The organism is Providencia sp. 21OH12SH02B-Prov (assembly GCF_027362595.1).
Taxonomy (GTDB): domain Bacteria; phylum Pseudomonadota; class Gammaproteobacteria; order Enterobacterales; family Enterobacteriaceae; genus Providencia; species Providencia zhejiangensis.
Genome location: NZ_CP114796.1, coordinates 3,128,372 through 3,146,634, shown reverse-complemented (window position 1 = coordinate 3,146,634; position 18,263 = coordinate 3,128,372). Strand labels below are relative to the sequence as shown.

14 protein-coding genes are annotated in these 18,263 nt (G+C 40.5%); 7 read left to right on the top strand and 7 right to left on the bottom strand.

Features of this window, described 5'->3' with window-relative positions; translation table 11 throughout:
• Positions 1 to 370: 370 nt before the first annotated feature.
• From O7C57_RS14695 to metG, 5 genes are all read right to left on the bottom strand, one after another.
• Complete coding sequence (locus tag O7C57_RS14695) at positions 371 to 2,068, bottom strand: NAD-dependent malic enzyme (RefSeq protein ID WP_154622547.1); 1,698 nt, start codon at positions 2,066 to 2,068, stop codon at positions 371 to 373.
• 863 nt (positions 2,069 to 2,931) lie between these two features.
• Positions 2,932 to 3,819 carry a cytidine deaminase gene (gene cdd, locus O7C57_RS14690; RefSeq protein WP_154624494.1) on the bottom strand — a complete coding sequence of 296 codons (888 nt, stop codon included), beginning with the start codon at positions 3,817 to 3,819 and terminating at the stop codon, positions 2,932 to 2,934.
• A 276-nt stretch (positions 3,820 to 4,095) separates the two neighbouring features.
• The gene (locus O7C57_RS14685; protein ID WP_154624493.1) at positions 4,096 to 4,791 is read right to left on the bottom strand and encodes a CidB/LrgB family autolysis modulator; all 696 of its coding nucleotides are present in this window, start codon (positions 4,789 to 4,791) and stop codon (positions 4,096 to 4,098) included.
• Positions 4,785 to 5,258, bottom strand: coding sequence for a CidA/LrgA family protein (locus O7C57_RS14680; RefSeq protein ID WP_154624492.1), 474 nt, complete (start codon positions 5,256 to 5,258; stop codon positions 4,785 to 4,787). The genes O7C57_RS14685 and O7C57_RS14680 overlap by 7 nt, the downstream gene beginning before the upstream one ends.
• A 155-nt stretch (positions 5,259 to 5,413) precedes the next feature.
• Positions 5,414 to 7,441, bottom strand: coding sequence for a methionine--tRNA ligase (gene metG, locus O7C57_RS14675; RefSeq protein WP_269723280.1), 2,028 nt, complete (start codon positions 7,439 to 7,441; stop codon positions 5,414 to 5,416).
• A 360-nt stretch (positions 7,442 to 7,801) separates the two neighbouring features.
• Between metG and apbC the strand changes: the two genes are divergently transcribed.
• From apbC to asmA, 6 genes are all read left to right on the top strand, one after another.
• Positions 7,802 to 8,914 (top strand): iron-sulfur cluster carrier protein ApbC, encoded by a 1,113-nt coding sequence (gene apbC / locus O7C57_RS14670; protein ID WP_269723279.1) that lies wholly within the window; start codon positions 7,802 to 7,804, stop codon positions 8,912 to 8,914.
• A gap of 239 nt (positions 8,915 to 9,153) precedes the next feature.
• Positions 9,154 to 9,714 carry a LemA family protein gene (locus O7C57_RS14665; protein ID WP_154624489.1) on the top strand — a complete coding sequence of 187 codons (561 nt, stop codon included), beginning with the start codon at positions 9,154 to 9,156 and terminating at the stop codon, positions 9,712 to 9,714.
• A 66-nt stretch (positions 9,715 to 9,780) separates the two neighbouring features.
• Positions 9,781 to 10,737 (top strand): zinc metalloprotease HtpX, encoded by a 957-nt coding sequence (htpX, locus tag O7C57_RS14660; RefSeq protein WP_154624487.1) that lies wholly within the window; start codon positions 9,781 to 9,783, stop codon positions 10,735 to 10,737.
• Positions 10,738 to 10,954: 217 nt separating this feature from the next.
• Positions 10,955 to 11,599 (top strand): uridine kinase, encoded by a 645-nt coding sequence (gene udk, locus O7C57_RS14655; protein WP_154624486.1) that lies wholly within the window; start codon positions 10,955 to 10,957, stop codon positions 11,597 to 11,599.
• Between the two features lie 49 nt (positions 11,600 to 11,648).
• Entirely contained in the window at positions 11,649 to 12,230 is a 582-nt protein-coding gene (dcd, locus tag O7C57_RS14650) for a dCTP deaminase (protein ID WP_154624485.1), read from the top strand.
• Between the two features lie 115 nt (positions 12,231 to 12,345).
• Positions 12,346 to 14,193 carry an outer membrane assembly protein AsmA gene (gene asmA / locus O7C57_RS14645; protein WP_196714061.1) on the top strand — a complete coding sequence of 616 codons (1,848 nt, stop codon included), beginning with the start codon at positions 12,346 to 12,348 and terminating at the stop codon, positions 14,191 to 14,193.
• A 57-nt stretch (positions 14,194 to 14,250) separates the two neighbouring features.
• Here the strand turns inward: asmA and O7C57_RS14640 are convergent, their stop codons facing one another.
• Positions 14,251 to 14,811, bottom strand: a complete 561-nt coding sequence (locus tag O7C57_RS14640) for a hypothetical protein (RefSeq protein ID WP_269723278.1) — start codon at positions 14,809 to 14,811, stop codon at positions 14,251 to 14,253.
• A 172-nt stretch (positions 14,812 to 14,983) separates the two neighbouring features.
• On the bottom strand, positions 14,984 to 16,558 hold the full coding sequence (locus O7C57_RS14635) for a TerC family protein (protein ID WP_154624482.1): 1,575 nt from the start codon (positions 16,556 to 16,558) through the stop codon (positions 14,984 to 14,986).
• 244 nt (positions 16,559 to 16,802) lie between these two features.
• Between O7C57_RS14635 and gndA the strand changes: the two genes are divergently transcribed.
• On the top strand, positions 16,803 to 18,209 hold the full coding sequence (gene gndA / locus O7C57_RS14630) for an NADP-dependent phosphogluconate dehydrogenase (RefSeq protein WP_154624480.1): 1,407 nt from the start codon (positions 16,803 to 16,805) through the stop codon (positions 18,207 to 18,209).
• The last annotated feature ends 54 nt before the right edge of the window (positions 18,210 to 18,263 follow it).

Genomic DNA, 18,263 nt, shown 5'->3' with positions numbered 1-18,263 from the left:
TTTAAATTTAAGTCGGCTCAAGAATTAGAGAAAGAAGTATGAGATTTAGACGTTATATATGAATCAATCATTATGCGCTAACGACGTTGAAAAAACATTTCTCTTTTTTATTCTTACCCAATAAACGTTTTAATTAAATTCAGTGATTTTTCTTTTTCTACTAGAAGGATAGCGATATTGATGAACATAACATGATGGACCATTATTCAGTACAAATAGGTATAATGAGATCTTATGATGACAAATAACAACTCATCAATAAATGAATGCCAATATTCACTCACTGAGACATGAAAGCTATTTTTAGGTTGATGATAAAAGATAATTATTGGTGGAATTATATAGGGCACCTTAAGGTGCCCTTATTATCTTAGAATGAAGTCCGTTTATAAGTCCGGTATTCAGGTTTCCAGAAGTTACGTTCGATCGCTTCATCTAATGCACTATCTGATGTTACTGTTGCAACACCTTGCACTTGAGCTTCTTTAGCGACTTGTTTTGCTATAATGCGTGACACTTGTTGGATATCAGACAATAGTGGTAACAGTGGGCCTTCACCTTCTTTTGCCAGTGGTGAACACTCAGCTAATGCACGGCTTGCTGCCATCAACATTGCTTCTGTGACACGTTTTGCACCTGACGCGATAACGCCAAGGCCAATACCTGGGAAGATGTAGGAGTTGTTACACTGAGCAATTGGGAAGATTTTCTCTTTATAAGAAACTGGAGAGAATGGGCTTCCTGTTGCGACTAATGCTTTACCGTCTGTCCAATTAATAATATCTTCTGGGCGGGCTTCTACTCGTGATGTTGGGTTAGAGAGTGGCATCACGATAGGACGTTCACAGTGTTTATGCATCTCTTTGATGATCTCTTCTGTAAACAGACCGGCTTGGCCAGACACACCGATTAGGATCGTTGGTTTTGCATTACGTACGACATCCAATAAAGAGATAGAATCGCTATTGACATCCCAATCGCTTAAATGATTGCTGTTTTGGGTTAGTTTGCTTTGGAAATCAAGTAGATTAGGCAGTTTATCAGTCAATAAACCAAAACGGTCAACCATGTAAATGCGTGAACGCGCTTGTTCATCACTTAGCCCTTCAGATTTCATCTGAGCAATGATTTGCTCGGCGATACCGCAGCCAGCAGAGCCTGCACCTAAAAAGGTAACGCGTTGATCACTTAATTTACTGCCCGCAGCATGGCTGGCTGCAATTAAGCTTCCCAATGTGACAGCCGCAGTACCTTGAATATCATCATTAAAGCAGCAAAGCTCATCGCGATAGCGATTGAGCAATGGCATGGCATTTTTTTGTGCAAAATCTTCAAATTGCAATAAAACATTTGGCCAACGACGTTTCACCGCTTGAATAAACTCATCGATAAACTGGTCGTATTCTTCACCAGTAATACGTGGATGGCGCCATCCCATATATAGAGGATCATTGAGGCGTTGTGGATTATTGGTTCCCACATCAATGACAATTGGTAATGTATACGCTGGGCTAATACCACCACAGGCGGTGTAAAGTGAGAGCTTGCCGATAGGGATACCCATACCACCAATGCCTTGGTCGCCTAAACCTAAAATACGCTCACCGTCAGTGACAACGATCACTTTAACATTTTGTTTGGTGGCATTTTGCAGCATATCATCAATATATTCACGGTTTGGATAAGAGATGAATAAACCACGTGCACGGCGATAGATATCAGAGAAATGTTCACACGCTTCACCAACAGTAGGGGTATAAATGATTGGCATCACTTCTGTAAGATGGGCATCAATCAAGCGATAAAACAAGGTCTCGTTGGTATCTTGAATATTTCTTAAGTAAATGTGCTTATCGATGTCAGTTTTGAAATCAATTAATTGGCGATAGGCACGCTCAACTTGTTCTTCAATAGTTTCAACTTGCTCTGGCAGTAGGCCATAAAGGTTAAAGCTAGCGCGTTCTTCTTCACTAAAAGCACTTCCTTTGTTTAGCAAAGGAAACTCGAGCAGGATAGGGCCTGCATAAGGAATGTACAGAGGGCGTTTTGTTTCGTATTCATGTTCCATGAAATATCACTCTTCGGACGATTAAAAAACAACAGTCGGGATAGATCCTAAGGCAAACAAAAAATATGTACAGTGATTATTGATACAAAGAGTTAAAATAAATGTTAATTTATATTATTTGCATAATAAACAATATAATAGAAGACTTAAACCAAAAGGGAAATTGTACGACTTAAAGGGTAAGGATAACCTAGGATGCTTAGCGCCAGCACAGTGCGCTTAAGAGGAGTCAAAAGCACCAAAAAAGCGACGAACAGTGGAAACGAGCAATAGGGCTCAAATAATAAAGTGCGATGCCTTGTGCTACATTAACGTATATATTTATTTAAAATATTGTCATTAGCTTTCAATAATGAATGACAATAATAGGTTGCTAAATATCTGAAGCATAAAATATACATATTGATAAATAGAATTTAAAGGCGTGATAAAATTAATTTATTCGTAGAGAATATAGCGATATTAAAATAAAGTATGATAATGTCAAACTAACGTTATTCATTGAATTTTATCTACGACCACTGTCTATCGGTTTGATACAGGCTTGTTTTGCGATTACTGCCATTGATGATATCTCAATAGTTAAAAGGCAGAATGGTTAATCGATCGTTTATCAAGGCTTAAAGATAAGAAGAGGAGGTTGATAATTCTCAAAATATAATGGCATATTGATTTGATGTGTCGACTATAGCTGCATTTAATTTTGGTTTTGGTGTTTTTACGCTATATCGCAAGACACGTATGATGAGATGTGCTTATATTTTAAGTGTGTTGATCTTCTCTTGATTTTATTATCGATTGTTAAAGTCTATATGAATAAAACTGCCGCTATTTTATTTGGCGGCAGTTAAACAGATAAACAATTAATCGAGATAAATAACCTCTTTTTGCTGGCAACCGAGCGCTTGCAATGTATTTTCAGTTATACACCACTGCTTAACGATGGCATCTTGTTTTTCAACTAACACCGCTTGTTCAATGGCATGCATATCTTTACCTGCCAAATTAACCATAATCAATGCCGCTTGCAGTGGCGGTAGACTTGGGTTGAATGCGGCATTTTCGGCATAGCGGCCAGTAAATAATGAGCCATCTTTTAGCTGTAGTGCAATGCCTGAATGGGATTGACTATAAGGTGCGTGTGACTGGTTTGCAGCTTCAATAGCAGCACATAATAACCGGTTACGGCTAGGCGTACTGTAACCATGATCAACGGTATCCAGCAGTAGCGTTGTGATTTCTAAGTCAGATGGACCAAATGAATCGGGCAAGTAATCATGCAATGTTGCTGGTTGGCGTTCTGGTAAGTGGATTGCGATTTGGCCGCCACCCCGTAATTCGTTCATAAACTGTCGGCAATGACCACATGGCGTATAGTTGACGGTGATCGACGCTAATTGTTTTTCGCCCTTTAACCACGCATGTGTCACCGCACACTGCTCGGCGTGGATAGTTTGCGCGATAGCGACACCACTGAACTCCATATTTGCACCGAAATACAGGTTACCACTCACACCACGGGCAATTGCGCCCACATTAAAGTGTGAAATTGGGGTAACGGCATAGGCGGCGGCGAGGGGTAATAATAAAAATGCCAGCTCGCTGTCACTATAACCGCAATCAGTTTTAATCTGATTAACGTGTTCGGCACTCAGCATCGCTTGAAAGTCAGGTGTATCAATAATAGGTCTGAGCGCAGTTTGTAACTTTTCTGGAAGTTGAGACCAAGCGGACTTAAATCTTGAATGCATGAGTTGCTCTCCTAATGACTTGCTTACATTCTATACTCAATGGCGGCGCTTTATGTTGAGGTATGGTGTTTAGCTTCCTAGCGACTCCTTTTCTCGTCGTTTAACTATACCTCGAATGATTGAGAGTATATGTAATAAGTCATACCCTCATATGTGACTGTAGTCACTATTTTTGTGAAATGAATGAAACAAATTTTATAATTGAGAGATGTATCTCAAGTTTTTGATGCAAAAAAGAGTGAGAGAGGCGATAAGCCTCTCTTCGTTGTATTGAGTCTAGCCGAAAAGATGAAGTATGACAGGGAAGATAAACGGGGCGAGTAAGGATGTAATAATCCCACAGGTCATTAATGCTAAAGAACTATAAGCACCTTCAATATAATTAATTTCTGCACAACGAGCTGTTCCTAAAGCATGAGACGCTGTGCCCATAGCCAGTCCTCGTGAGGCATGTGTTCGAATACGTAAAGCATCGAACAATGAATGACCAAACATAGCACCTAACATCCCAACAAAAATGACGCAAGCTGCACTAATCGCGGGAATACCACCAATAGAATCAGCAACAGCCATTGCAATCGGTGTTGTAACAGATTTTGGTAATACTGATGCCGCAATATCAGGTGTTGCACCTAACCATAAAGCAATGGCTGTACCAGTAAACATAGCGACTAAACTACCGGCTAAACATATGCTGAATAAAGATTTCCATTGGGCACGAATTTGATGCATTTGCTCATAAAGTGGAAATGCCAATGCAACAACAGCAGGTTGCAATAGGTCATTCAGAATTTTACTGCCCGCGAAATAGTGCTCATAGGGGGTATGAGTGAAAATCAGCAATGGCACAATAATCGCTATCGCAACTAATAATGGATTCAACAGTGGGAGTTTTAATTTAACCGATAAAAACCGTGCCAGATAAAAAACAGCGATCGTTAACGGTAGTGACCACCAAATATGCTCTAACATTTGCCATTCCCCTTATCTTGCTGATTATCTGTTGGTATTTTTGTTGGTTCTTCAGGGGGAAGGGGGACCTCATCTGGCTTTGCCCCAACGATTTGACGCTCTTTATGGATGTAGTGAGAACTAAAAGCTACCACCACCATCACCACTAACGTACTGATAAAGCAGGCTACAAGAATGGGAACCAGTTGCTGACTTAATTGACTGTAGTAGTTCATGATGCCAATACCGATGGGTACGAACAGCAGTGTCATATTTTTTAGTAAAAGTGAGCAACCCGGTTGCGCCCAATGCGCAGGAATAATTTGTAAAGCGAGTAACACAAACAGTATTAACATACCGATGATACTACCGGGAACAGAAAATGGCAGTAGTGTTGATAACAAGTTCCCAATGATTAGGCAGAGATAAAGTATGACAAAAGCACGTAAATACTGCCATCCGGTTATCAGCACTTGTTTTAATGACATGAGACCCGTCCTATTATGCTAAGTGCATTCATCATACAATTAACTTTATTATTGTGCTACAGATCACAGTTAAAAGGTGATAAAAAAAGCGGAGAATTCATCATTCTCCGCTTTTCGCTTAATAATTAACTCTTTCCAGAGTAGGTTGCGTTATTTTATTTTACTTGCATTCCTGGTTGAGCACCGCTATCAGGGCTAAGTAGGTAAATATCCTTCCCACCAGGACCCGCAGCCATCACCATACCTTCAGACATACCAAAGCGCATTTTTCGAGGTGCTAAGTTTGCCACCATGACCGTCAGTTTACCTTCTAATGCTTTCGGGTCAGGGTAGGCACTGCGAATACCAGAGAACACTTGACGCGTCTCGCCACCAATATCTAATTGTAGTTTCAATAGCTTATCAGAACCTTCAACAAAATCAGCTTGCTTGATCAACGCAATGCGTAGATCAATTTTAGCAAAATCATCAAAGGAGATGGTTTCTTGAATTGGATCATCGGTAAGTGGTCCCGTCAGGACTTTAGCGGGTTTAATACTTTCTTTAGAAGCTTCAACCATAGCATCAACCTTCGCCATTTCAATGCGGGTAAACAGCGCTTTAAAGGGTGCAACTTCATGGTCAGTCAATGGTTTTGCAATGGAATCCCATGCCAGATCAACATTGAGGAACGCTTCTGCGCGTTTTGCCAGTCCTGGTAGAATGGGTTTCAAATAAGTCATTAACACACGGAACAGATTGATACCCATTGAACAGATATCTTGTAGCTCTTGGTCTTTACCTTCTTGTTTTGCAACAACCCAAGGGGCTTTATCATCAACATAGCGGTTTGCAATATCTGCGAGTGCCATAATTTCACGCACGGCTTTACCGTATTCACGGCTTGTATAAGCCTCGCCAATAGTTTGGGCTGCATCAACAAATTGCTGATATAGTTCAGGGTCAGCCAATTTAGCTGACAGCTTCCCGCCAAAGCGCTTAGCAATAAAACCGGCATTACGTGAGGCAAGGTTAACGACTTTATTGACGATGTCACTGTTTACGCGTTGAACAAAGTCTTCTAAATTCAAGTCGATATCATCGATACGTGATGAAAGCTTGGCCGCGTAATAGTAACGTAGGCAATCGGCATCCAAATGATCAAGGTAAGAACGCGCGGTAATAAAGGTGCCGCGTGATTTAGACATTTTTGCCCCATTGACCGTCACGTAACCATGAACAAACAGGTTAGTTGGCTTACGATATTCGCTGCCTTCAAGCATTGCCGGCCAGAATAGGCTATGGAAATAAACGATATCTTTGCCGATAAAGTGATACAGATCGGTTTTTGAGTCTTTATTCCAAAACTCATCAAAATTGATATCACCCCGTTTATCACATAGGTTTTTAAACGACCCCATATAACCGATAGGGGCGTCTAGCCAAACATAAAAATATTTGCCCGGCGCATCTGGGATTTCAAAACCAAAATATGGCGCATCCCGGGTGATATCCCACTGTTGCAGTCCTGACTCAAACCACTCTTGCATTTTATTCGCAACTTGCTCTTGCAGCGCGCCTGAGCGTGTCCACGCTTGCAGCATGTCGCTAAAGGCAGGCAAATCAAAGAAGAAGTGCTCGGTATCACGCATTTCAGGTGTTGCACCAGAGACAACGGAACGCGGATTAATCAGTTCTGTCGGACTATAAGTCGCACCACAGACTTCGCAGTTATCGCCATATTGATCTTCTGCTTTACAGGTTGGGCAGGTGCCTTTGACAAAACGATCAGGCAAGAACATGCCTTTTTCAGGATCGTAAAGCTGTGAAATAGTACGATTTTTAATAAAACCGTTATTTTTCAATTTACTGTAGATCAGCTCTGATAACTGTTTATTTTCTTCACTGTGTGTGGAGTGATAGTTATCGTAACTGATAGAAAAACCAGCAAAATCTTCCTGATGCTCTTGGTTCACTGCGGCAATCATATCTTCCGGAGAAACACCTAATTGCTGAGCTTTAAGCATGATTGGTGTGCCGTGTGCATCATCTGCACAAATAAAGTGAACCTCTTTGCCGCGCATTCGCTGATAACGGACCCAAATATCAGCCTGAATGTGCTCCAGAATATGACCGAGATGGATTGAACCGTTAGCATAGGGTAACGCACAGGTTACCAATAGTTTATTCGCGACTTGAGACATAGTAATGATCTTACTTCCGTAATTAAAAAGGGACTTTGATGTTACCCGATCACAACTTTCGCTGCTAGGGTAATAGGATATTAATTGTCAAATCAGACGAAAAAGGGTTTTTTTGCTGTTCAGTGGCTTTTAGTTAGGAAGGCGATCACTATTTTTGTGGTTCTCTGTTATGATGAACAGTAGTCAAAGTATACTCGTGATACTTCAAGTTGTAGCGTTACGTTGTGGAATGGGGATTAGCATATTCACACTAGTCTTAACACCTTCCATACGGCTAGCTTTTATTAGCCTGTTGTGAGCTGCACCTCGAATTATTTGGGGTATATCATAGTGTTAAAAATATAAAATAAAGGAGCCGGGATGAACGATAAATCCCCCGAGCAGAACAACCCAGAACTGCTGACTGAAAACGTCTCCACTGTTTTGGCTTCATTTACACACCCAACACTGAAGCGCAATCTGATTTCTATCAAAGCATTACATCATTGCGCAATGTTGGATAATGTGTTGCATGTCGAACTCGTGATGCCATTCGTTTGGAAAAGGCCTTTTCAGGCACTGATCAGCGAAAAAACGGCAGAACTGAAACAAGTTACTGGCGCTCACGCAGTTGAATGGAAACTACGTCATGACATAACGACACTAAAACGTGCAAATGATTTAGCTGGCATTAATGGTGTGCGTAATATTTTGGCTGTGAGTTCTGGTAAAGGTGGGGTCGGTAAATCCAGTACCTCTGTCAACCTTGCGTTAGCACTAGCTCAAGAAGGGGCAAAAGTCGGTATTCTTGATGCGGATATTTATGGTCCATCGATCCCTAACATGCTGGGAACTACCATGGAACGTCCAACATCACCAGATGGCCAGCACATGGCACCGATTATGGCATATGGCCTCGCGACAAACTCAATCGGTTATTTGGTTACTGATGACAACGCAATGGTCTGGCGTGGCCCAATGGCAAGTAAAGCGTTGATGCAAATGTTGCAAGATACCTTATGGCCAGATTTAGATTATTTAGTTATCGATATGCCGCCGGGTACGGGGGATATTCAGTTGACGCTGTCACAAAATATTCCGGTTACAGGTGCTGTGGTTGTGACAACGCCACAAGATATCGCGCTGGTGGATGCGATGAAAGGGATTGTGATGTTTAAGAAAGTGAATGTCCCTGTCCTTGGCATTGTGGAAAACATGAGCGCACATATCTGTAGCAATTGTGGGCATGTCGAGCCGATTTTTGGTACCGGTGGTGCAGAGAAACTCGCTGAGAAATATAACACTAAACTGTTAGGGCAAATTCCATTGCATATCTCACTGCGTGAAGACTTAGATCGTGGTCAACCAACGGTGATGCGTGACCCTGAAGGTGAATTTGCGGATATTTATCGAGAAATTGCGTCAAATATTTCGTCACTAATGTACTGGGAAGGGGATAAAATCCCAACTGAGATCTCATTCCGCGCAGTTTAATACTCTGCTTATTGTAAGGATCTATTTCAATTTAATGGGATAGATCCTTATTTTTCAGCTTACTAACACCGCTTCTTCCTGATTTAACTCATTTCGATTTTTCTGATTTATTATTTGGTTATTTCTCTATTTCATGAGGATAGCGTAGAATGCTGAATATATAATGTTTAATGAATACCTGTTAAGTTAGGGCATTAATATTGCATTTTTTTCCTATGGCGGATGCCTAAAAGGTGATTATGAAATTTTTAATTTTGATTGTCGTTTTAGTATTGATTGTTATTTACTTTTATAACCGTATTGTCGCCATGCGTGAAGCTGTTATATCGAGCGAAACTGAAATCTCAGTGCAATTAGATCGCCGTGGAAAAGTATTTGATAGTTTGCTGGCAACGGTCAAAAAATATTTAAGTCATGAGTCAGAGGTTTTCAGTAAAATTACTGAGCTGAGAACAAAAGCTCAAACCGCAACAGGTGCACAGGCGCGAGAAGCGGAAGATGCTTTATCAAAAATGGTGACCAGTGGTGCGATTAATGTTGCTGTAGAAGCCTATCCAGAGCTGAAATCAGACGCGATTATGGCCAATTTACAAGAGGAAATCGTTTCATCAGAGAATAAACTTTCGTTTGCGAAACGCGGTTATAATCGCGCATTGGAAAGCTACAAAGCGTATATTGCGTCAATGCCAGCAGCGCTTATCGTCGGCATTATTCCGAGTTTGAAAATCGATAAAGACTACTGGCGTCTTGATGAAGAAACGATTAAGAGTGAGGAAGCTCGCCGTATTAATTTTGATTAAAAACGACAATCGTTAATGATATTTGTTAGGGGGATGCCCCTAACAAATTATACAGAGTACTTGTTCATGGATTTTAGAAACATCATACGTAAAAATAATTTTCGTACGCGATTGGTGGTCATTAGTTATATATTTATTATGCTGATCGTCGGTTTATTAGCAGATACAGCGACGCACTCAGACGAGCGTATTGGATTTTTTGAAAATATGCTCATATTTGTGACTTTTGAAAAACTACCAGTAGCAACATTAATTATTTTAGGGCTTACCGTTTTAGGATTGGTATATATTCATTTTCGTGGCCATAAAATGATGTTAGCAGGTCTGAGCGCAAAAGAAATTACAGCGCAAAATGCCAGCACTCCTGAAGAAAGACAACTGTATAATATTTTAGAAGAGCTCAGTTTAAGTGCTACTTTACGCTATGTGCCTCGCCTGTATATTTTAGACAGTGATGAGCCTAACGCATTTGCTGCCGGTTGGGGCGCTAAAAACGCTTTAGTCGGTGTCACTCGAGGTTTATTGCAAACACTCAATCGTCACGAAGTTCAAGCGGTGATGGCTCATGAAGTTGGGCATATTATTCATGGTGATTCTAAATTGACATTGTATGTTGGTATTTTAGCGAATGTGATCCTGACTATTACGAATATATTTAGCCAACTATTTATTCGGACGGCAGGGCGTAGCCGAAATAGTGCATCTAATAAAGCACAGCTAATTCTATTAGCTCTTAACTTTGTTTTACCGTGGATCACCCAAATTCTCTATTTTTATCTTTCGCGAACGCGTGAATATATGGCCGATGCAGCGGCTGTTGATTTAACCACCGATAATCAAGCAATGATCAGCGCACTGAAAAAAATTTCGGGTCAGCATGAAAAACAGCAATACGATAAGTCGGGTATTGGTGATGCATACCGTAGTGCAGCCTATATCTTTAATAAAGGTGATTCGATATTGTCGACGCATCCATCGATAGAAAATCGCATTGCAGCTTTAGAAGGCCGTAAAAAATTTTAGCGGGTTGAGTGATAACAATTTGGGGCACACTATTTTAGTCACATATTGACATACACTTTTTATGATGTTTCCCATTAATATTTGGTATTTTTTGAGTCTGTTTGTGTTGCGAAGCTGGAACCTCACGCCATTAACTCCTATAATTCCGGCAACCATAACTTTGTGAAGATAAAGTTAGGCATTTCATTTCAGATTTATTTAACCAGGTTATCATTTTATGACTGACATAGCGCATCAATGTACCATTGTAGGTATATCAGGAGCTTCTGCATCCGGAAAAAGCCTTATCGCAAGTACCTTATATAGAGAATTAAGGGAAAAGGTCGGTGATCATAATATCGGTGTTATACCAGAAGACTGTTACTATAAAGATCAAACAGATATACCAATGGAAGAGCGGTTAAAAGTCAATTACGACCACCCAAACTCCATGGACCATAGCCTGCTTTATCAACATCTTAAAGCATTAAAAAGCGGTAAATCTGTAGAAATTCCTCAATATGACTATGTCGCTCATACACGTAAAGAAACCAGCATTCACTTCAAACCTAAAAAAGTCATTATTATCGAGGGGATTTTACTGCTTACGGATAAACGTTTACGTGAAGAGATGGATTTTTCGATCTTTGTTGATACCCCGCTTGATATTTGCTTGATGAGACGGATAAAACGTGATGTAAATGAGAGAGGGAGAACATTAGATTCGGTTATTGAACAATATAATAAAACCGTGCGTCCTATGTTCTTACAGTTTATTGAGCCGTCGAAGCAGTATGCCGATATTATTGTGCCTCGTGGCGGTAAAAACCGTGTGGCAATTGATATCTTAAAAGCAAAAATCGGCGAATTTTGCCAAGACTAAACTTGGCTAGGCGACATGGCGATAAAAAATAATGAAGGGGGATATAATCATGCGTCTTTGTGACCGCGATATTATTCAATGGATGGATGAAGGAAAGTTAGTTATTAGCCCTCGTCCACCTATTGAACGGATCAATGGAGCAACAGCAGATGTGCGCCTAGGAAATCAATTTCGAGTTTTTCGAGGACATACCGCCGCTTTTATTGACCTAAGTGGCCCGAAAGATGAAGTAAATGCAGCGCTTGACCGTGTGATGAGCGATGAAATTATTCTCAATGATAATGAGCCATTTTTCCTTCACCCAGGAGAATTAGCACTTGCAGTCACTCTTGAGTCTGTTACCCTGCCTGATAACCTCGTAGGATGGTTAGATGGCCGTTCTTCATTGGCGCGATTAGGTTTAATGGTGCATGTGACAGCACATCGAATCGATCCCGGTTGGTGTGGGCAAATCGTGCTAGAGTTTTATAATTCAGGCAAACTACCACTTGCTTTGCGCCCTGGAATGGTGATTGGTGCGTTAAGTTTTGAGCCATTATCAGGCAGCGCAGATCGCCCCTATAATAGCCGACAAGATGCGAAATATAAAAATCAGCAAGGGGCGGTTGGTAGTCGTATCAGTGAGGACTGATAGTAATATGTATGACGGAATTATTGCTTATATGGGGTAATTCCGCATAGCGCAGGGATAGGTGTAGTGTGAGCCTTTTGTGTGGCGTAGCAGACATAATTTTAGTGAGGGAAGAATGAAACGATTTCTGACGACACTGGTCATTTTGCTAGTCGTGATTGTGGTTGGTCTAACCGCATTAGTGATGTTGGTTAACCCAAACGACTTTAGGCAATATCTTGTGGAAAAAGTTGAGAAAAAAAGCGGGTATCAAATTGACTTTAAAGGGGATATGCGTTGGCATGTTTGGCCAACACTGAGTATTATTACCGGCCCTGTTTCGATTACCGCTCCCAATGCCAGCCAACCTGTTTTAAGTGCGGAGAATATGCGCTTAGATGTGGAATTATGGCCGCTACTTTCTCATCATTTATCCGTCGAACAAATTGTTGTCGATGGTGCAGTGATTCGCCACACGCCTGAAAGCGAACCCCAAATGAATGCGAACTCACCTATTGCGCCTGCCGGTAACCAAAGAACACCAAATTCTCCAGAAAAAAATCAATGGTTATTAGATATCGAAAAAGTTGAAATATCAAACAGCTTGGTGATCTGGAAAACACAAAATGATGAGTACAATCTACGCAATATTGATCTTTCTTTAAAGAAAAGTGATAAGCGCAAAATCAGCGCTAAATTCAGCGGCAACTTAAATAAGAATCAACAAGAGCTACGTTTTGATGCGCGGGCAGAACTTGATCTTTCCCAACTATCACATCAAATTAATGGTCAATTAACTCAGTTTGATTATACTTTCACGGGGGTTGATTTACCTGAAGGTGGGATCACCGGACAACTGACCAGTGATTTTGCTTATATTAAAGATAATATTGCAACAGCGAGTTTACATAACATCGCGATTAAAGCCAATGACAGTGATTTAACGGGTCACGTTGAAGCAAAATTAGGGGCTATTCCAGATATTAATGTTCAGTTATCTTCTCAAACGTTAAATCTTGATAAATTAATTGGCGCACCAAATTCAAGTACAGCGGCTAATTCGTCTAATGAAACGAACCTTTCTACTCGCGTTGGCGTTAAACCGGTGATTTCTGGAAAAGAAACACAGAAATATGATTTATCTAACCTAAAATCATTTACTGGAAATATTAATTTAAATATTGAGAATTTAGTTTATCGTGGAATGGCAGTGAATGCGGTAAAATTTGCAGCACAAAACCAAGCGCCGCAATTAACCATTTCCCAATTAGAAGGTCAGGCCTTTAATGGCCAGTTTTCGCTTCCTGTGAGTATTAATTACTCAAATATTCCAGCGCAAGTTACAGCGAAACCTAATATTCAAAATATTAATTTAACGCCATTGTTGAAAGCGTTTAATATGCCAGAAAAACTGAGTGGTATTGTGACAATCAATGCCGATTTATCGGGCCCAGGTTATGATGATTATGCGGTGAAAAATTTATGGCAAGGCCCGGTGAATTTCAGTTTACAAAATGCACGCTTAGCAGGATTAAATATTCCATTATTAATCCAACAATCTATTTCACGGGTGACCAATAAAATCAATGCACCTGTTAATACAGGTAATTATACTGAAGTAGAGCAGTTCACCGTTAATGGTCGCTTAAATAAAGGCACGATTAACATTGCATCCATGAATGCAACTTCTCCTTTAATTTCAATTACGGGGCAAGGATGGGCAAATGTGCCAGCAGAAACATTGGATGTGAACCTCGGTGTGCAAATTACGCAAGGTTGGGGCGGAGACTCTCGCTTTATTCAACAACTGCAATCAATGACAATACCGCTACGTATTTATGGCGGTTGGAGCAACTTACAATATCAACTTAATGTTGAAAGATTGCTACGTAATGAATTAAAGACACAAGCCAAAGAGGCATTAGGGAACTTTTTGAAGAAAGAGGAACAAAAAGGATTGAGTGATTTGCTGAATGCACTATAGCTTTTCTATTGATAAATGGCATCATAGGTCATGATGCCATTTATTGGGATAAAATGATTAGAGTAAACTACGAGGGGTGACGTATTTTGGTGTTGTGTTATCAAATTTTTTATTGGCTTCTTGAGTCGCTTTCATATTTTTATAGCCTTCTTTTGATTCAACCATATCTTTATCTAAGCTTGCTGTATTTAATTTACTTTCAAATTTTGCAAGCATTTCCCGTTTTTTAGAGTTTTGCTTATAGTTTACGCTATTGAGTCTTTCTTGATAGTTTGCTGTTTTAGCCTTCAGAGAATGAAGCGTGTTTGAAAATATTGTTAACTCTTTTTTATTATTTTCTCTCTCCATCGCTCCTCGTTCATGACCTATATTTTCTAATAATGTCTTCATTTTTTGCTGAATAGAGTTAACCTCTTTTTCTATTCCTTTTAATTCTTTAAGCTTAAAGATTCCACTATCAACTTTAGACGTGTTTTGCTGATTTAGAACTGGATTTGATTGAACATTATTGGTTGTACGTTTGATATTTCCAGTAATACCTGAGTTGTGAGCTGTTATTTCTGGCTGTTGTAACTGTTGTGTGTAATTTAATGCTTTATGAGTGATTGACTGGACCATGTTAACCTCGAATAACCTTATTAAGTTATCCGAATTATTGAACAATCAAATGATTAATGCTTTTAAAAAACGCTGTTATTTTGGCGCTTCAAGTGACTTGTTATGGAAATACTTATCCGTACTATAAAAAAATACCGGCCAATTTGGCCGGTATTGTATGAATAAACAAAAATTATTCTTCTTCGTCTTCTTCCGGTACTTTCGGAGGAACAATGAGCACTTTACTAATACGGTGGTTTTTGATTTCAAGCGGCTGGAAAATGCAGCCATTGACTTCAATTTGTTCACCTTCTTCAGGCACTCGTTGTAGGTGTTCCATCAATAAGCCTGCAATGGTTTCATATTCGCGCTTTTCATCCAGTTCCATAGGAACAAATAGGATCAAATCTTCTAATGGCATAAAGCCGTTAGCAATCCAACTCCCATTTTCTAGCTTTTGAATATCATGACGTGAGTCATTTTCTTCTTCACCATCTGGTAAGTTACCGGCGATCGTTTCCATCACATCCGTTAAGGTGACAACACCCTCGACAGAGCCAAATTCGTCGACGACAAAAGCAAAGTGAGTCTGTGCTTTACGAAACTGCTCTAATGCTTTTAATAGCGAGAGACCCTCAGGGAAGATAAGAGGTTGAGTAATCAAAGCTCGTAAGTTCAGCGGCTGACCACTTAACTGCTGTTTGACTAAATCGAGCATGTGAACAACACCAACAGGCTCATCACTCACGGTTTCATCGATGACAACAAAACGTGAATGCGGATTTTTTTCCAGCAATTGCAGCAGCTCATTAGCAGACTTATTGACATCGAGATATTCCACATCATGACGTGATGTCATAATACTTTCGACATTACGTTGAGCCATACCTAAAACACGGGCGATCATCTGGCGCTCTTGAGGGTCAAAAACTGCTTGGTTGTCCGCGATTAAGTCTGAAGTGTGCGCATCTAGCTCCGCACGTTCGTGGTTACCACTTAGAATACGTAAAACGGCTTCAGCCGTACGTTCACGAAGTGGACGACTACCTTTGAGGAATTTGCGACGGTTAAATTGTGCAAACTGGTTTAAGACTTCAATCATAATAGAGAAGCCAATCGCAGCATACAGATAACCTTTTGGTATTGCGTAACCAAAGCCTTCAGCAACTAAACTAAAGCCGATCATCAGCAAGAAGCTGAGACATAAGATCACAATAGTTGGGTGATTGTTGACGAACGATGTTAGCGGCTTACTTGCCCATATCATAAGGATCATGGCAATAGTCACTGCTGCAACCATAACCCCAATATGGTCAACCATCCCAACGGCGGTAATGACTGAGTCAAGAGAGAATACCGCATCTAGGACGATAATTTGTGCAACAACAGCCCAGAAATTCGATGTTTTTCGTTGATTAGTGGTGTGCTCATCCCCCCCCTCTAATCGTTCGTTTAACTCCATTGTGGCTTTAAATAGCAAGAATAACCCACCCACCAACATGATGAGATCTCGGGCGCTAAATGGATGATCGAATAATGTTATTAAAGGCTTGGTGAGAGTGATTAGCCAAGACAAGCTAAATAGCAGAATAACTCGCATCACGAGAGCGAGCATGAGACCCGTCACACGAGCCCTATCACGCAATTTTTGCGGCAGTTTGTCTGCCAAAATGGCAATAAAGACGAGGTTATCAATACCAAGAACGATTTCTAGAACGATTAAGGTGGCAAGCCCCGCCCAAATCGAAGGATCTGCGATCCATTCCATACAGTTTGTTTTACCTTCTGATATGACGGCATATGCCGACTCGTGAATAATGCGGTTTGTTTCCCTAAATTTCAATAAAAATTGTCGCGTATGAGACGATAATCTACAAATAATATTCCGTTTGCGTCATCGATTGCATCAATAACTACCCAGCAGAACAAACCTGAGTTAACATGTGATCCTGTTAACAGAATTGCCAGCATAAAAATGGCTGGCTTAGGTCCTAATCAGACAGGAGTTTTTCATGTCAAAGCAACAGATTGGTGTTGTCGGTATGGCTGTCATGGGGCGCAATCTTGCCCTGAATATTGAAAGCCGTGGTTATTCCGTCTCTATTTTCAACCGTTCAAAAGATAAAACGGATGAAGTTATTGCCGAAAATCCAGGGAAAAAATTAGTTCCCAGCTACACGATTGAAGAGTTTGTCGACTCTCTGGAAAAACCACGCCGTATCCTGTTGATGGTGAAAGCGGGTGAAGCAACGGATAAAACGATTGCTGCATTGACTCCGCATCTAGACAAAGGTGATATCCTGATTGATGGCGGCAACACTCTGTATAAAGATACTATCCGTCGTAACCGTGAACTGTCTGAGCAAGGCTTTAACTTTATCGGTACAGGGGTTTCTGGTGGTGAAGAAGGCGCTCTAAAAGGCCCATCTATTATGCCTGGTGGTCAAAAAGAAGCTTATGAGCTGGTTGCACCAATTTTGAAAGAAATTGCCGCTAAAGCCGAAGGCGAGCCTTGCGTAACTTATATCGGTCCAGATGGTGCTGGTCACTATGTGAAAATGGTTCACAATGGTATCGAATACGGTGACATGCAGTTGATCGCTGAAGCATATTCATTGCTAAAAGGTTCTTTAAACCTGAGCAATGAAGAGTTGGCGGAAATTTTTGCTGATTGGAACCAAGGCGAACTTAGTAGCTATTTGATCGAAATCACTGCGGATATCTTCAAGAAAAAAGATGAAGATGGAAAATATTTGGTTGATGTGATTTTAGATGAAGCTGCGAATAAAGGTACAGGTAAATGGACAAGCCAAAGTTCATTGGATTTAGGTATCCCAGTAACGTTGATCACTGAATCTGTATTTGCACGTTATATCTCTTTCCTGAAAGACCAACGTGTTGCCGCATCTAAAGTACTAACAGGTCCAGTATTGAAGCCTGTTGAAGGCGATAAAAAACAATTTATTGAGAAAGTTCGTCGTGCACTCTACTTAGGTAAAATTGTTTCTTATGCCCAAGGCTTCCAACAACTGAAAGCCGCTTCAGATGAATACAATTGGGATCTGAACTACGGTGAAATTGCTAAAATTTTCCGCGCGGGTTGTATCATTCGTGCACAATTCTTGCAAAAAATCACTGATGCATACAATGATAATGCACAGATCGCTAACTTGCTGTTAGCGCCATACTTTAAGCAAATCGCTGATGAATATCAGCAAGCACTACGTGATGTGGTGTGCTATGGCGTACAAAACGGCATCCCAACACCGACCTTCTCTGCGGCAATTTCTTATTACGATAGCTACCGTTCAGCGGTATTGCCTGCAAACCTAATTCAAGCGCAACGTGATTACTTTGGTGCTCACACTTATAAGCGTACTGATAAAGAAGGTGTGTTCCATACCGAATGGATGGAATAATACGTTAAAATAACGTATTAAATTATTAAGGTGCTGGTTTTCCAGCACCTTTTT

Excerpts from the sequence above, each read along its gene's own strand:
- O7C57_RS14695 (WP_154622547.1), bottom strand. The coding sequence starts at position 2,068 with ATGGAACATGAATACGAAACAAAACGCCCTCTGTACATTCCTTATGCA.
- cdd (WP_154624494.1), bottom strand. The coding sequence starts at position 3,819 with ATGCATTCAAGATTTAAGTCCGCTTGGTCTCAACTTCCAGAAAAGTTA.
- O7C57_RS14685 (WP_154624493.1), bottom strand. The coding sequence starts at position 4,791 with ATGTTAGAGCATATTTGGTGGTCACTACCGTTAACGATCGCTGTTTTT.
- O7C57_RS14680 (WP_154624492.1), bottom strand. The coding sequence starts at position 5,258 with ATGTCATTAAAACAAGTGCTGATAACCGGATGGCAGTATTTACGTGCT.
- metG (WP_269723280.1), bottom strand. The coding sequence starts at position 7,441 with ATGTCTCAAGTCGCGAATAAACTATTGGTAACCTGTGCGTTACCCTAT.
- apbC (WP_269723279.1), top strand. The coding sequence starts at position 7,802 with ATGAACGATAAATCCCCCGAGCAGAACAACCCAGAACTGCTGACTGAA.
- O7C57_RS14665 (WP_154624489.1), top strand. The coding sequence starts at position 9,154 with ATGAAATTTTTAATTTTGATTGTCGTTTTAGTATTGATTGTTATTTAC.
- htpX (WP_154624487.1), top strand. The coding sequence starts at position 9,781 with ATGGATTTTAGAAACATCATACGTAAAAATAATTTTCGTACGCGATTG.
- udk (WP_154624486.1), top strand. The coding sequence starts at position 10,955 with ATGACTGACATAGCGCATCAATGTACCATTGTAGGTATATCAGGAGCT.
- dcd (WP_154624485.1), top strand. The coding sequence starts at position 11,649 with ATGCGTCTTTGTGACCGCGATATTATTCAATGGATGGATGAAGGAAAG.
- asmA (WP_196714061.1), top strand. The coding sequence starts at position 12,346 with ATGAAACGATTTCTGACGACACTGGTCATTTTGCTAGTCGTGATTGTG.
- O7C57_RS14640 (WP_269723278.1), bottom strand. The coding sequence starts at position 14,811 with ATGGTCCAGTCAATCACTCATAAAGCATTAAATTACACACAACAGTTA.
- O7C57_RS14635 (WP_154624482.1), bottom strand. The coding sequence starts at position 16,558 with ATGGAATGGATCGCAGATCCTTCGATTTGGGCGGGGCTTGCCACCTTA.
- gndA (WP_154624480.1), top strand. The coding sequence starts at position 16,803 with ATGTCAAAGCAACAGATTGGTGTTGTCGGTATGGCTGTCATGGGGCGC.